This is a genomic window from Streptomyces sp. NPDC041940 (genome assembly GCF_055589465.1).
In genome coordinates, this window is sequence record NZ_JBVJBP010000001.1 from 51,012 (window position 1) to 65,890 (window position 14,879).

At 71.5% G+C, this 14,879-nt stretch carries 11 protein-coding genes; 10 read left to right on the forward strand and 1 reads right to left on the reverse strand.

The annotated features are described in order from the left end of the window. Window positions 1-90: 90 nt before the first annotated feature. The 9 genes from leuS to holA all read left to right on the forward strand — a co-directional run bounded on the left by leuS (window position 91) and on the right by holA (window position 12,068). A complete protein-coding gene (gene leuS / locus ACZ6I3_RS00225; RefSeq protein WP_469410605.1) occupies window positions 91-2,970 on the forward strand; it encodes a leucine--tRNA ligase in 2,880 nt (959 codons plus the stop codon). 158 nt (window positions 2,971-3,128) lie between these two features. Next, window positions 3,129-3,863, forward strand: coding sequence for a hypothetical protein (locus tag ACZ6I3_RS00230; protein ID WP_469410606.1), 735 nt, complete (start codon window positions 3,129-3,131; stop codon window positions 3,861-3,863). 72 nt (window positions 3,864-3,935) lie between these two features. Continuing rightward, complete coding sequence (locus ACZ6I3_RS00235) at window positions 3,936-4,781, forward strand: DegV family protein (protein ID WP_382826916.1); 846 nt, start codon at window positions 3,936-3,938, stop codon at window positions 4,779-4,781. Between the two features lie 132 nt (window positions 4,782-4,913). Continuing rightward, on the forward strand, window positions 4,914-6,137 hold the full coding sequence (locus ACZ6I3_RS00240) for a ComEA family DNA-binding protein (protein WP_469410607.1): 1,224 nt from the start codon (window positions 4,914-4,916) through the stop codon (window positions 6,135-6,137). Continuing rightward, complete coding sequence (locus tag ACZ6I3_RS00245) at window positions 6,134-8,773, forward strand: ComEC/Rec2 family competence protein (RefSeq protein ID WP_469410608.1); 2,640 nt, start codon at window positions 6,134-6,136, stop codon at window positions 8,771-8,773. The genes ACZ6I3_RS00240 and ACZ6I3_RS00245 overlap by 4 nt, the downstream gene beginning before the upstream one ends. Before the next feature lie 4 nt (window positions 8,774-8,777). Then, the gene (locus ACZ6I3_RS00250; RefSeq protein ID WP_469410609.1) at window positions 8,778-9,617 is read left to right on the forward strand and encodes an arylamine N-acetyltransferase family protein; all 840 of its coding nucleotides are present in this window, start codon (window positions 8,778-8,780) and stop codon (window positions 9,615-9,617) included. 218 nt (window positions 9,618-9,835) lie between these two features. Next, complete coding sequence (locus ACZ6I3_RS00255; protein ID WP_469410610.1) at window positions 9,836-10,717, forward strand: YceI family protein; 882 nt, start codon at window positions 9,836-9,838, stop codon at window positions 10,715-10,717. Between the two features lie 52 nt (window positions 10,718-10,769). After that, window positions 10,770-11,015 (forward strand): hypothetical protein, encoded by a 246-nt coding sequence (locus ACZ6I3_RS00260; protein WP_391097477.1) that lies wholly within the window; start codon window positions 10,770-10,772, stop codon window positions 11,013-11,015. 63 nt (window positions 11,016-11,078) lie between these two features. Beyond that, a complete protein-coding gene (holA, locus tag ACZ6I3_RS00265; protein ID WP_469410611.1) occupies window positions 11,079-12,068 on the forward strand; it encodes a DNA polymerase III subunit delta in 990 nt (329 codons plus the stop codon). A 241-nt stretch (window positions 12,069-12,309) separates the two neighbouring features. Here holA and rpsT read toward each other — a convergent pair whose 3' ends face one another. Next, window positions 12,310-12,576, reverse strand: a complete 267-nt coding sequence (rpsT, locus tag ACZ6I3_RS00270; RefSeq protein ID WP_311125643.1) for a 30S ribosomal protein S20 — start codon at window positions 12,574-12,576, stop codon at window positions 12,310-12,312. Window positions 12,577-12,806: 230 nt separating this feature from the next. On the opposite strand from rpsT, the gene lepA reads away from it, so the two are divergent. Further along, entirely contained in the window at window positions 12,807-14,675 is a 1,869-nt protein-coding gene (gene lepA, locus ACZ6I3_RS00275; protein ID WP_469410612.1) for a translation elongation factor 4, read from the forward strand. Window positions 14,676-14,879: the final 204 nt, after the last annotated feature.

Genomic DNA, 14,879 nt, shown 5'->3' on the forward strand with positions numbered 1-14,879 from the left:
TCGGCGCGGCGTCCCCTCCTGTGCGAGGGGATTTTTCGTTTCTCGAACCCACAGCCGCAGGCAGAGACGATCGATGGAGCTTTGAGGATCATGAGCGAGACGAACCCCGCTGCCGCCGCCGAGGTGGCGGCGCCGCACCGCTACACGGCCGCCATGGCAGCCGACATCGAGGCACGCTGGCAGGACTTCTGGGACGCCGACAACACCTACGGCGCTCCCAACCCCAAGGGTGACCTGGCGGGCGATCCGGGGACCGTCGCCAAGCCCAAGAAGTTCATCATGGACATGTTCCCGTACCCCTCCGGCGCGGGCCTGCATGTCGGTCACCCCCTGGGCTACATCGCCACGGACGTGTTCGCCCGCTTCCAGCGGATGACCGGCCACAACGTCCTGCACACCCTGGGCTTCGACGCCTTCGGCCTGCCCGCCGAGCAGTACGCGGTGCAGACCGGCACGCACCCGCGCGTGTCCACCGAAGCCAACATGGAGAACATGAAGTCCCAGCTGCGCCGGCTGGGCCTGGGCCACGACAAGCGCCGGTCGTTCGCCACGATCGACCCGGACTACTACAAGTGGACCCAGTGGATCTTCCTGCAGATCTTCAACTCCTGGTACGACCACGAGGCCGGGCGGGCCCGCCCCGTCGCCGAGCTGATCGAGCTGTTCGCCTCCGGTGAGCGGCCCGTCCCGGGACACACGCGCGCGTGGAGCGAGCTGAGCGCCGCCGAGCAGGCCGACGTGCTGGGTGAGTTCCGGCTGGCCTACGCCTCCGACGCGCCGGTCAACTGGTGCCCCGGTCTTGGCACCGTGCTGGCCAACGAGGAGGTCACCTCCGAGGGCCGCTCCGAGCGCGGCAACTTCCCGGTCTTCAAGGCCAAGCTGCGCCAGTGGAACATGCGCATCACCGCCTACGCCGACCGGCTGCTGGACGACCTGGACGCGCTGGACTGGCCCGAGGCCATCAAACTGCAGCAGCGTAACTGGATCGGCCGATCCGAGGGCGCCCGCGTCGACTTCCCCGTCGACGGCGAGAACATCACCGTCTTCACCACCCGCCCGGACACCCTGTTCGGCGCCACCTACATGGTGCTGGCCCCCGAGCACCCGCTGGTCGAGAAGTTCACCCCGGCCGCCTGGCCCGAGGGCACCCACGAGGTGTGGACCGGCGGCCACGCGACCCCCGGTGAGGCCGTCGGCGCCTACCGCGCGCAGGCCGCCTCGAAGTCCGACGTGGAGCGGCAGGCCGAGGCCAAGGACAAGACCGGCGTCTTCATCGGCGCGTACGCCACGAACCCGGTCAACGGCGAGCAGGTCCCGGTCTTCATCGCCGACTACGTGCTGATGGGCTACGGCACCGGCGCGATCATGGCCGTCCCGGCCGGAGACCAGCGCGACTTCGAGTTCGCGCGCGCCTTCGAGCTGCCGATCCACTGCATCGTCGAGCCGACCGACGGCCGTGGCACGGACACCTCGACGTGGGAGGACGCCTTCTCGTCCTACGACGCGAAGATCATCAACTCCTCCGGTGAGGGTGTCTCCCTGGACGGCCTGGGCGTCGCCGAGGCCAAGGCGCGCATCACCGAGTGGCTGGAGCGTTCCGGCGTCGGCGAGGGCACCGTCAACTTCCGGCTGCGCGACTGGCTGTTCAGCCGCCAGCGCTACTGGGGAGAGCCCTTCCCGATCGCCTACGACGAGGACGGCATCGCCCACGCGCTGCCCGAGTCGATGCTGCCGCTGGAACTGCCCGAGGTCGAGGACTACTCGCCGCGCACGTTCGACCCGGACGACGCCGACACCCAGCCCGAGACGCCGCTGTCCCGCAACGAGGACTGGGTCAACGTCACGCTGGACCTGGGTGACGGCCGCGGCCCGCGCAGGTTCCGCCGCGAGACCAACACCATGCCCAACTGGGCCGGTTCCTGCTGGTACGAGCTGCGCTACCTGGACCCGCACAACAGCGAGCAGCTGGTCGACCCCGAGATCGAGCAGTACTGGATGGGCCCGCGCGAGGGCCAGCCGCACGGCGGTGTCGACCTGTACGTCGGCGGCGCCGAGCACGCCGTGCTGCACCTGCTGTACGCGCGTTTCTGGTCCAAGGTGCTGTACGACCTGGGGCACGTCTCCTCCGCCGAGCCGTTCCACAAGCTGTACAACCAGGGCATGATCCAGGCGTACGTCTACCGCGACAGCCGCGGCATCGCGGTGCCGGCCGCCGAGGTGGAGGAGCGCGACGGCGCGTACTACTACCAGGACGAGAAGGTCACCCGTCTGCTGGGCAAGATGGGCAAGTCGCTGAAGAACGCGGTCACTCCGGACGAGATCTGCGCCGAGTACGGAGCCGACACGCTGCGCCTGTACGAGATGGCGATGGGCCCGCTGGACGTCTCCCGGCCGTGGGACACGCGCGCGGTGGTGGGCCAGTTCCGGCTGCTGCAGCGGCTGTGGCGCAACATCGTCGACGAGGCGACCGGTGATGTGACGGTGGTGGACGCGGAGGCCGACGAGGACACGCTGCGCGCCCTGCACAAGGCGATCGACGGGGTGCGCGGTGACCTGGAGGGCATGCGGTTCAACACCGCCATCGCCAAGGTCACCGAGCTGAACAACCACCTGACCAAGGCGGGCGGCGCCGTCTCGCGTCCGGTCGCCGAGGCCCTGGTGCTGATGGTCGCCCCGCTGGCCCCGCACGTCGCCGAGGAGCTGTGGCGCCGGCTGGGGCACACCGACTCGGTGGTGCACCACGACTTCCCGGTGGCCGACCCGCAGTACGTCGTCGACGAGACCGTGACGTGCGTCGTGCAGATCAAGGGCAAGGTCAAGGCGCGGCTGGAGGTCTCGCCGGCCATCTCCGACGACGAGCTGGAGAAGGTCGCGCTGGCGGACGAGAAGGTCGTGGCCGCGCTGGGCGGGGCCGGGATCAGGAAGGTGATCGTGCGGGCACCGAAGCTGGTGAACATCGTCCCGGCGTAGGCGCGGGGCCTTGGGACCGCGTTCGGGGTGACCCCTAGTGGTCCTCTGGTGGTCCTCTACGGGCAGGTTCGGGGTTCTTCCGGAACTCCGGACCTGCCTGTTGCGTTTACCGTTGAAGAGCGACGTGAGGTGTGCCGCGATGTCCTGAGGAGGAGCCGGTGGAAGCAGTGATCGCAGTATTCGCCCTGCTTTTCGTGCTCTTTCTCGGGCTGGGCGTCTACGCGACCGTGAAGGTGGTCGGTGCCGCCAAGCGCGGTGTGGACCGCGGCCTCACCCAGGCCCGCCGTACCGTCGAGGACCACACCCTGCGGGCCAAGTCCTTCGCCCAGCCCGGCGCCGCGGGCGAGATCGCCCAGCTGCGGCTGAAGCTGCGCACCTCGATGCGCGCCACCCAGGACGCGCTGAACGCGGCCGTCGCCGAGGACGAGTCCCTGAAGGAGTCCATCGGCCTCTTCCAACGGCTCAGTGCGCACGGCCACGAGCTGGACGACGAGCTGAAGCGCCTGGAGACCGAGCCGGACCGCGGCGCGCTGACCCAGCGGCTGCCCGGGCTGCGCGAGCGCACCGAACGCATCACGCAGTCCGCGGACGCACTGCGCTGGGCGGCCCGCGACCGGGCCCGCCGTTTCGCCGAGGACGACCTGGACACGCTCAGCGCCCAGATCGACGTGGAGGCCGGGGCGCTGCGGCACTGGACGACGCCGGAGCCCGAGCCCGCCTCCCGGCCGTGGCCCGAAGCGCCCGCCGCCGACGCCGCCACAGCCGGGCAGACCTGGCCGGAATCCCCGCAGTCGAGCCCTGAGCAGGAGTCGGCGCGGCCCGCCATCACGCCGCCGGGACCGCGCCCCACCTACTCCTGGCAGAAGAAGGCCCGCCCCGAGAGCACCACTTGATCCGGCCACGCGCGCCGCGGGGCACCGGGGCCGGGCTGCCACGCGGGCACTACGGCAGGTAACCTCCAGCTCATGTCCCGCCATGTCGCGATCGTCACCGATTCAACGGCCTACCTGCCGGCCCGGACGATGGAGCGCCACGGCATCACAGCGGTGCCCCTGACGGTGGTCCTCGGTGACCGGGCGCTCGAAGAGGGCACCGAGATCTCGACCCGTGCTCTCGCGCAGGCTTTGCAGAAGCGGCGTCCCGTGACGACCTCGCGGCCCAGCCCCGCCGTCTTCGAGGAGACGTACCGCAAGGTCGCCGAGTCCGGCGCCACCGGCATCGTCTCCCTCCACCTCTCCGCCGAACTCTCCGGCACCTACGACGCGGCCGTCGTGGCCGCGCGCCAGGCGCCGGTGCCCGTGCGGGTGGTGGACACCGGCATGATCGCGATGGCGCTCGGGTTCTGCGCGCTCGCCGCGGCGGAGACCGCGGAGTCCGGCGGCACGGTGGACGAGGCCGTCACGGCCGCGGAGAAGAGGGCCGCCGGCACGTCCGCCTACTTCTACGTCGACACTCTCGACTACCTGCGCCGCGGCGGCCGTATCGGCGCCGCGCAGGCCCTGCTGGGCTCGGCGCTCGCGGTGAAGCCGCTGTTGCAGCTGGCCGACGGCCGTATCGAACCGCTGGAGAAGGTGCGGACCGCGTCCAAGGCGATCGCCCGCCTCGAGGAGATCGCGGCCGACCGGGCGGGCGGCGCGCAGGTCGATGTCGCCGTCCACCATCTCGCCGCCCCGGACCGGGCGTCGGCCCTCGCCGACCGGCTGCGGACACGGTTGACCGGGCTGGCCGATCTGCATGTCAGCGAGGTCGGCGCGGTGATCGGGGCGCATACGGGGCCCGGGCTGCTGGGAGTTGTGGTTTCGCCGCGGTGAACGTTGCTGCGGGGCTGCGGGCATCGGCTCCGATCACCCGTGTGAGTGGCGGAGTTGTCCACAGCCGGGCGGTTGTCCCCGGGAATTGACCAAGATCATCGCGGGTGGGCCGAGGTGGCCGATCCTCGTCGCATGGCACTTCGATCACGTTCACGTACAGCGACTGCGACCAGCGGCCCGGGCCGTGCACCCACGTCCGACGGGCGCGTCCGCCACCATCGCCGCCGCCCGCCTGTCGCACGCGGCCGGGCTCGGCACCGTCATGCTTCGGCGGAGGAACTGCGTCGGCGGGCGGGGGTGCTGTTCGGGGAACCCGGCGGACGGGCTGGGCCTGCCGAGCGGGCCGGGCCGGCTGCACGGGTCGAGGAGCGGGCAGGGCCGGCTGAACGCGTCGAGGAGCGGCGGGAGTCGGGGCAGGGGCCGCCGGCTCGGGCGCGGCCTTCCTGGGCTGTCGTGGAGCCGGCTGACGGGGATCGTGCTCCACAGGAGCGGGATCGGCACGGAGCCGTTGCGGAGCCCGGCCTTGAACCCGACCTGGAACCCGGCCTCGTCCCCGCCGAGTCGGACAGCGGGGCGGCGGGCCGCGTCGCGGAAGGGGACTGGCGGGAGCGGGCCGGGCTCGCGCTGCGGGAGCGCATGCCGCTGTGGTTGCAGGCCAGGTGTGGGCTGGAACGGCGGAGTGTGCTCGCTCTGAGCGTGGTGCTCGTCGTGGCCGCGGCGTTCGCCGTGCAGCACTTCTGGACCGGCCGGCCCCAGTCCGTGCGGCCGCCCGAGGTGGTGCGAGCGGCGGCGCCGTACGGGGAGCAGGGACAGGGCGAGCGGGCCGGGGAGGAGCGAGGACCGGGCGTTCCCGCGGGGGCGGCGAAGGCGACAGGTGCCGCGGGGGCGCCCGAGATCGTCGTGGACGTCGGCGGCAAGGTCCGTGAACCCGGAATCCATCGGCTGCCGAGCGGCTCGCGCGTCGCGGACGCCCTGCGCGCGGCGGGCGGTGTGAAGCCCGGGACGAAGACCGACGGTCTCAACCGCGCCCGCTTCCTCGTGGACGGCGAACAGGTGGTCGTCGGAGGACCGGCCCCCGTCACGGGAACCGGGGCAGGAACGGGGGCGGGTGGTGCGGCGGCCGGAGGCCCGGCCGGTGGGACGGCGGGCGGGGCGATGCCGGCGGCCCCGGTCTCCCTCAACACGGCCACCGCCGACCAGCTCGACACCCTGCCGGGTGTGGGCCCGGTGCTGGCGCAGCACATCATCGACTACCGCACGCGGCACGGCGGTTTCCGTTCCGTGGACGAACTGCGCGAGGTGAACGGCATCGGCGACCGCCGCTTCGCCGACCTGCGGAATCTCGTACGGCCATGAGGACGGTCCCTGACCCGCCGGTGCGGCGGGACGAGGCCGCTCCCGGGGCCGCGCCCGATCCGGCCCGGTCGTCCGTGCACGCCTCGTCCGGGCAGCGGCTCGGCAGCGCCCGCCCGCGGCAGGAAGGGCCCACCGACCTACGGCTCGTGCCACCAGCCCTCGCGGCCTGGGGCACGGCGGCGCTGGTGCTGGGCGCATCGCCGGGGTGGGCCGTCGGCATCGTGGCCGGCTGTCTGCTCGCCGTCGGTCTGCTGCCGACGGCCAGGAGATCCGGAACGGCGTCCTGGCCGCGAGCGTCGGCCACCGCCGTGCTGCTCTGCGTCGCCGCTGCCGCCGCCTCGGCCGGGCTGCACGGGGCGGATCTGCGCCGGGGGCCCGTGCCCGGCCTGGCGCGGGAGTACGCGACGGTGACCGCCGAGGTCGAGCTCACCTCTGATCCCCGCCTGACCCGTCCCAAGGTCCGGGGCGATCACGTGGCGCCCACCGCCGTACTGGTCGATGCCGTGGTGCGGCGGGTCCACGAGGCGGGTGGCGGGGCGGCGGTGGCGCGGACGCCGGTGCTGATGATCGTCGACGTGAGGTCGGCCCACCGCGGTGCCTGGGGTGCCGGGAGCGGGCTGCCGCGGTCGGCTGCCGGCGAGCGGGTGCGGTCGCCGTGGCTCGGGCTGCTGCCGTCGACGCGGCTGCGGGTCAGCGCGCGGCTGGCGCCCGCGATGACGGGCGGCGACCGGGTCGCGGCCGTGCTGCGGGTGCGGGACCAGGGCGCACCGTTGGTGGTGGGAGAGCCCTCGGGCACTCAGCGGCTCGCCGGGCGGTTGCGCGCCGGGCTGCGGGAGGCGACCAGCGGGCTGTCGGCGGACGCCCGGGCCCTGTTGCCGGGGCTGGTGGTGGGGGACACCTCGCGGATCACCCCGGAGCTGGAGGAGGCCTTCAAGGAAACCGACCTCACGCACACCTTGGCTGTTTCCGGGGCGAATTTCACCATTCTGCTAGCCCTGCTGCTCGGGCCGCCGGGCCTGGCGCAGCATGCCGAACGGCGGGGGATCGCGCCGCGTCTCGGTATCTCCCTGCGGGGGACGGCGGTGCTCGGAGGTGCGCTCTCCCTGGGGTTCGTCGTGGTCTGCAGACCGGATCCCAGCGTGCTGCGGGCGGCGGCCTGCGGGGCGGTCGCGCTGCTCGCCCTTGCGACCGGCCGGCGGAGGTCGCTGATCCCGGCGCTGGCCACGGCGGTCCTGCTGCTGGTGCTGTACGACCCGTGGCTGGCGCGGAGTTACGGGTTCCTGCTGTCCGTCGTGGCCACCGGGGCGCTGCTCACACTCGCGCCGCGGTGGAGCGCCGGGCTGCGGCGACGCGGGGTCCCGCCCAGGCTCGCCGAGGCGCTTGCCGCCGCTGCCGCCGCGCAGGCGCTGTGCGCGCCCGTGGTCACCGTGATCTCGGCGCGGGTGAGCCTGGTCGCCGTGCCGTGCAATCTGCTCGCGGAGTTCGCGATCGCGCCCGCCACCGTCCTGGGCTTCACGGCACTGGCCACGGCACCGGTGGGGATGCCGGTGGCCAAGGCCCTGGCGTGGTGTGCGCAGTGGCCCGCCGAGTGGATCGCGGAGATCGCCCGGACCGGAGCGGCACTGCCGGGGGCGGGGGTGGACTGGCCGGGCAGCTGGGCGGGCGCGGCGCTGCTCGCAGCCCTGACCCTGGTGGTGCTGCTCGTGGGGCGGCGGCTGCTCGGGCACCCGTGGTGGTGCGGGGTCTGCGGGTTGTTACTGGCCCTGGCGGTGGTGCAGCCGCCGCCGCTGACCCGGGTGATCACGGGCTGGCCGCCGCCGGGCTGGCGGCTGGTGATGTGTGACGTGGGGCAGGGCGACGCCATGGTGCTCGCGGCGGGTGAGGGCGCCGGTGTGGTGGTGGACGCCGGGCCCGATCCGCAGCTCGTCGATCACTGCCTGCGCGCACTCGGCATCACCAGGATCCCACTGGTCGTGCTCACCCACTTCCACGCAGATCATGTGGCGGGGCTGCCCGGCGTGCTGCGCGGACGGGCCGTGGGCGCGATCGAGACGACGGGCTTCGAGGAGCCCGCTGACCAGGCCGCGTTCGTCCGGAGACAGGCGGCGGCCCGGCGGGTGCCCGTGACGACCGCCGCCGCCGGGGAGCAGCGCCGCGCGGGCGGGTTGTCCTGGCAGGTGGTGTGGCCTCCGCCTGGCCCGCCACCGCAGTCAGCGAGTTCGCCGCCGGGCTCATCTCCGCAGGTGCTCCCGGCCCACCCGGTGCCGGAGGGGCCGAACGACGCCAGTGTGGCCATGCTGGTCCGGTCGGCGGGGCTGCGGCTGCTGCTCCTCGGGGACCTCGAACCCCCGGCCCAGCGGGCACTGGCCAGGTCGCCGGCGGCCGAGGCGCTGGAGGGCGTGGACGTGCTGAAAGTCGCCCATCACGGCTCGGCCTACCAGGACCCCGGCCTCATAAGCCGGGCCGCCCCGCGGCTGGCCCTGATCAGCTGCGGGGCGAACAACACCTACGGCCATCCGGCGCCCGGCACGGTGGCGGCACTGCGCGCCGGGGGTGCGACGGTGCTGCGGACGGACCGGGACGGCGCGCTGGCGGTCGTGGGAGGGGGCGGAGAGCTGAGGGTGGCGCGAGACTGAGGGCATGAACTCAGCACAGGTTGATGCCTATCTCCGCCGCCTGGGGGCCGAGCCCCCGGCGTGGCCCACCGTCGACGCGCTGCGCGAGCTGCACCTGCGGCATCTGCGGACCGTGCCGTTCGAGAACCTCTCGATCCATCTCGGCGAGGAGATCGTGCTGGAGGAGAAGCGGCTGCTGGACAAGGTGGTGGGAGCCCGGCGGGGCGGGTTCTGCTACGAACTCAACGGAGCCTTCGGGGCGTTGCTCGCCGCGCTGGGCTACGAGGTGGCGCTGCTCGCGGGGCGGGTGTACGGGGAGGAGGAGCGGCTCGGGATCCCGTACGACCATCTGGCGCTGAGGGTGCGGACGGTGGACGGGGGCGACTGGCTGGCCGACGTCGGGTTCGGGGCGCACAGCCACCTTCCGCTGGCGTTCGGGGAGAGGGGAGAACAGGAGGACCCGGGGGGCACGTTCCGGATCGTGGAGGCGGGGCCGGACGCGGCCGGGGTGCGCGGTGGGCACGACACGGTGGAGGCGGCGGACCTGCACGTGATCCGTGACGGCAGACCGCAGTACCGCCTGGAGACGCGGCCGCGGGCGCTCGGTGACTTCGTGGCCGGGGCGTGGTGGCACAGCACGTCGTCGGTGTCGCACTTCACGCGGTCGCTGGTCTGTTCGCGGGTCACGCGGGACGGAGGGAGGATCACGCTCAGCGGACGCAAGTTCACGGTGACGGCGGCCGACGGGACGCGGGAGGTGACGGAGCTGGGGACGGACGACGAGGTGCTCGGGGTGTACCGGGAGCGGTTCGGGATCGAGCTCGGTGCGGTGCCCGTGGTCCGGGGCGACGGCGGGGAAGGCTGATCCGGACTGGCAGGGAAGGCCGATCCGGATCAGAAGGGGCACACCGTCCACACATGGTCCACATGGTTCCAGTCGGTTCTACTCGGGAGTAGTCCCATCACATGGGCTGGATTCCCGTGATGTGGTCGCGTGTTGCCTCGAAAGCCTCATCGGTGGTCGAATGCGTCCTCGGTGAACAGTGATCGAACCGCTGACTTCGAGTCGCACGAGGTGTCCAGATGATCGGCCGCTGGCTGGGAAGCCGAACCAACCGGGTGCACCGGACGAGCCCTCTGGCGGCGGTGCCGACACCGCCGAGCGCGGGGGTGCTGAGCTGCCGGGTGCTCGACCCGGTCAACGAGCCGGTCAGACACGCCGAGTTCGCGGTCACCGACGCCATGGGGCGTGCGGTGGTCAGCGGGGGCGCGGATCCGTTCGGGTCGTTCGTGACGACGGTGCCCGCGGGGGAGTACCGGCTCGCGGTGTCGGCGGAGGGGTACACGCCGTACCGGGCGACCACGCAGGTCGCCGAGAACACGCTCGCGTCGCTCGGGGACGTGACGCTGCAGGTGGCCCGGCCGCCGGAGCTGCCCGAACCCGGCGACTGGGAGATCGAGTCGGCGCACTCCTCGCTCGCCTTCACCGCGCGGCACATCGGACTGGCCCGGATCCACGGGCAGTTCAAGTCGTTCGCGGGTGTCATACGGGTCGCCGACCCGCTGGAGCGGTCGGCGATGCATGTGGTGATCGACGCGGCGTCCATCGACACCAACGTGAAGATGCGTGACGACCATCTGCGGTCGGCGGACTTCCTGGACATCGCGAAGTTCCCGACGCTCGAGTTCTACAGCGACCGGTTCGTGCACAAGGGCGCGAACCGGTGGGCCGTGACGGGGGCGCTGTCGCTGCACGGCGTCACACGGACGGTCACGCTGGACACGGAGTACCTGGGGCTGGGCAACGGCATGGAGGGCGAGGAGCGGGCGGCCTGCCGGGCCACGACCGAACTGCACAGGGACGACTTCACCGTGAGCTGGCAGACGATGCTGGCGCGGGGCATCGCGGTGGTCGGGCCGAGCATCAGGATCGACCTCGACGTACAGGTCGTCCGCAAGGGCTGAGACGGCGGATCCGGCGGATCGGGCCGCGACACGGTGTCGGACAATGTCCGGCGTGAGTGATGTGCGACATGTGCTGGTGCTGCCCGACCGTGATGCCGCGGAAGAGGTGGTCGAGGCGCTCGGGGAGCGGTTCGGGGTCGTCGAGGAGCCGCAGCTCGTCCGGGACGCGCTGGCCGGTGAGGACGACGCCGAGGACGCGCAGTGGCTGGTCGTCCTGAGGGACGAGGACGGGCGGCTGGACGCCGGGGAGCTGGACCGGTTCGCCGGGGAGTGGGACGGCTGGCGGGAAGAGCCGTAGGGAGCCCGGCCCGCCGCGGTCCGTCCGGCCTCGTTGTCAGTGCCGCGTGGGATGCTTGTCGCGATGGCCAGGAAGACTGCGAATGACGACCCTCTCGCCCCGGTGACGCTCGCCGTGGGCCAGGAGGACCTGCTGCTCGACCGTGCCGTGCAGGAGGTGGTGGCCGCGGCGAAGGCCGCCGACGCCGACACGGACGTACGGGACCTGACCCCGGACCAGTTGCAGCCCGGCACGCTCGCCGAGCTGACGAGTCCGTCGCTCTTCGCGGAGCGCAAGGTCGTGGTCGTACGCAACGCGCAGGATCTCTCGGCCGACACGATCAAGGACGTCAAGGCCTATCTCGGTGCGCCCGCCGAGGAGATCACCCTCGTGCTGCTGCACGCCGGAGGGGCCAAGGGCAAGGGGCTGCTCGACGCGGCACGCAAGGCCGGGGCACGCGAGGTGGCCTGTCCGAAGATGACGAAGCCGGCGGACCGGCTGGCGTTCGTGCGGGGCGAGTTCCGGGGGACGGGAAGGTCAGCCACGCCGGAGGCGTGCCAGGTGCTCGTCGACGCGATCGGGAGCGATCTGCGGGAGCTGGCGTCGGCGGTCTCGCAGCTGGTCGCCGATGTCGAGGGGACGATCGACGAGGCGGTCGTCGGGCGGTACTACACCGGCCGGGCCGAGGCATCGAGCTTCACGGTCGCCGACCGGGCGGTCGAGGGGCGGGCGGCGGAGGCGCTGGAGGCGTTGCGCTGGTCGCTGGCGACCGGGGTGGCGCCGGTGCTGATCACCAGCGCGCTGGCGCAGGGCGTCCGGGCGATCGGGAAGCTGTCCTCGGCGCGCGGAGGCCGGCCGGCCGATCTCGCGCGCGAGCTGGGGATGCCCCCGTGGAAGATCGACCGGGTCAGGCAGCAGATGCGCGGCTGGACCCCGGACGGCGTGTCCGTGGCGCTGCGGGCGGTCGCCGAGGCGGACGCGGGGGTGAAGGGCGGCGGGGACGACCCGGCGTACGCGCTGGAGAAGGCGGTGGTCGCCATCGCCCGGGCCGCCCGGTCCAGGGGACGGGGGTAGGGGCCGCTCCTCCGACCTCGGCGAATGCGTCGAGGGCATCGGCAAGAACACCGCGTTCCGGGCCTGAACAGGCCGAAGGCCGGGTGCCCTCCCATGGGGAACAGGAGAGGCGCCCGGCCTTCGGTACAAGTTGCTGGATCCGCGCCCGCGTGGCGAACGCAGGCCGCGCGCGGATCCGAGGGGTGCCGGAAGGGAGCGGATGAGAGGGCCCGCTCGATTCCCTCCGGCGTCACATCAGATGTCAGCCCTTGAGCGCGGCGACCTTCTGAGCCAGCGCCGACTTCTTGTTGGCAGCCTGGTTCTTGTGGATGACGCCCTTGGAGACGGCCTTGTCGAGCTGACGCGCGGCGACGCGCTGGTACTCGTTGGCCTTCTCGACGTCACCCGCGGCAGCAGCCTCGCGGGCCTTGCGGATCGCGGTCTTGAGGGAGGACTTGACGGCCTTGTTGCGCAGCCGCGCCTTCTCGTTGGTCTTGATCCGCTTGATCTGGGACTTGATGTTCGCCACGAATGAGCCTTTTCAGGTTCTGGCACGGGACCGCGCGGGACCCGCACCGATGATTTCTTGAGGTAGCGCCTCCTGCTGAGAGGGCATGAGGCACAGCCCCCCACGGTACCAGCGGGCCCATCCACGGCCCAAACCCGTCCATGCTCGCCACCCGTGGGACCATGGAGGCTACGTATCGATCCGACCCGAGACCGCAGACACTGCGGACGCCTCAAGAATCAGGACCCTGCGTGCCCGCGATCCCTAGCCATGTGCCCGAACCGAGCCGTACCGACCCGGCTCTGATCCGCAACTTCTGCATCATCGCGCACATCGACCACGGCAAGTCCACGCTCGCCGACCGGATGCTTCAGCTGACCGGAGTGGTCGAGCAGCGGCAGATGCGCGCTCAGTACCTCGACCGCATGGACATCGAGCGTGAGCGCGGCATCACGATCAAGTCCCAGGCGGTGCGTCTGCCCTGGGCTCCCACCGAGGACCCAGGCAACACGCACATCCTCAACATGATCGACACCCCGGGGCACGTCGACTTCACCTACGAGGTCTCGCGGTCGCTCGCCGCCTGCGAGGGCACCGTCCTCCTGGTCGACGCCGCCCAGGGCATCGAGGCCCAGACTCTCGCCAACCTCTACCTGGCGATGGAGAACGACCTCAAGATCATCCCTGTGCTGAACAAGATCGACCTCCCGGCCGCCCAGCCGGAGAAGTTCTCCGAGGAGCTCGCCAACCTCGTCGGCTGCGACCCGGACGACGTCCTCAAGGTCTCCGCGAAGACCGGACTGGGCGTCGACGCGCTGCTCGACAAGGTCGTCGCCGAGGTGCCGGCCCCGGTCGGCGTCGCGGACGCGCCCGCCCGCGCGATGATCTTCGACTCGGTCTACGACTCCTACCGCGGCGTCGTCACGTACGTTCGAGTCGTCGACGGCCAGCTCAACAAGCGCGAGCGCATCCGGATGATGTCCACCAACGCCACGCACGAGCTGCTCGAGATCGGGACGAACTCGCCCGAGATGCTGTCCGCCGACGGCCTCGGTGTCGGCGAGGTGGGCTACATCATCACCGGTGTGAAGGATGTCCGCCAGTCCAAGGTCGGTGACACGATCACCAGCTTGCACAAGGGCGCCACCGAGGCCCTCGGCGGGTACAAGGAACCCAAGCCGATGGTGTTCTCCGGCCTCTACCCCCTCGACGGATCCGACTACCCGGAGCTGCGCGAGGCCCTCGACAAGCTCCAGCTCAACGATGCCGCGCTGGTCTACGAGCCGGAGACCTCCGCGGCCCTCGGCTTCGGATTCCGCGTCGGCTTCCTGGGCCTTCTCCACCTCGACGTCATCCGCGAGCGGCTCGAGCGCGAGTTCGGGCTCGACCTCATCGCCACCGCTCCGAACGTGGTCTACCGCGTGGTCATGGAGGATGGCACCGAGCACACGGTGACCAACCCGAGCGAGTTCCCCGACGGCAAGATCAACGACGTGTACGAGCCGGTCGTGCGCGCCACGCTCCTCGCCCCGAGCGAGTTCATCGGCGCGATCATGGAGCTGTGCCAGACCCGGCGCGGCACGCTGCTCGGTATGGACTACCTCTCCGAGGATCGCGTGGAGATCCGCTACACGCTTCCCCTCGCGGAGATCGTCTTCGACTTCTTCGACCAGCTGAAGTCCAAGACCAAGGGCTACGCCTCGCTCGACTACGAGCCCACCGGCGAGCAGGCCTCCAGCCTGGTCAAGGTCGACATCCTGCTGCACGGCGACAAGGTGGACGCCTTCTCGGCGATCACGCACAAGGACGCGGCGTACGCGTACGGCGTACGGCTCGTCGCCAAGCTGCGCGAGCTGATCCCGCGCCAGGCCTTCGAGATCCCCGTCCAGGCGGCCATCGGCTCCCGGGTCATCTCCCGCGAGACCATCCGCGCCATCCGCAAGGACGTCCTCGCCAAGTGCTACGGCGGTGACATCTCCCGTAAGCGGAAGCTGCTGGAGAAGCAGAAGGAGGGCAAGAAGCGGATGAAGATGGTGGGTTCCGTGGAAGTTCCGCAGGAGGCCTTCATCGCGGTCCTGTCCAGCGATGACAGCGCGGGGTCGGGCAAGGGCAAGAAGTAGTCACGGATTACCGTGGGTTACGCCCCAAACCGGGTAGAACAGGGGCCCGTCGCGCGAGAGCGCGGCGGGCCCCTGTGCGTACGTGGGGTAGCTGTCTGTACGAAGAGACAGGCCGCGGGCCCTTACGCGGGGACCGGTCGGCCTTTACTCTGATCCCTGCTCGATAGTTACTCGCGAGTTAAACAACGGCTCGCGAGTAAAACC

What these genes read in the sequence shown, in the direction of transcription:
- leuS (WP_469410605.1), top strand. Translation starts at nt 91, where the DNA reads ATGAGCGAGACGAACCCCGCTGCCGCCGCCGAGGTGGCGGCGCCGCAC.
- ACZ6I3_RS00235 (WP_382826916.1), top strand. Translation starts at nt 3,936, where the DNA reads ATGTCCCGCCATGTCGCGATCGTCACCGATTCAACGGCCTACCTGCCG.
- ACZ6I3_RS00240 (WP_469410607.1), top strand. Translation starts at nt 4,914, where the DNA reads ATGGCACTTCGATCACGTTCACGTACAGCGACTGCGACCAGCGGCCCG.
- ACZ6I3_RS00245 (WP_469410608.1), top strand. Translation starts at nt 6,134, where the DNA reads ATGAGGACGGTCCCTGACCCGCCGGTGCGGCGGGACGAGGCCGCTCCC.
- ACZ6I3_RS00250 (WP_469410609.1), top strand. Translation starts at nt 8,778, where the DNA reads ATGAACTCAGCACAGGTTGATGCCTATCTCCGCCGCCTGGGGGCCGAG.
- ACZ6I3_RS00255 (WP_469410610.1), top strand. Translation starts at nt 9,836, where the DNA reads ATGATCGGCCGCTGGCTGGGAAGCCGAACCAACCGGGTGCACCGGACG.
- holA (WP_469410611.1), top strand. Translation starts at nt 11,079, where the DNA reads ATGGCCAGGAAGACTGCGAATGACGACCCTCTCGCCCCGGTGACGCTC.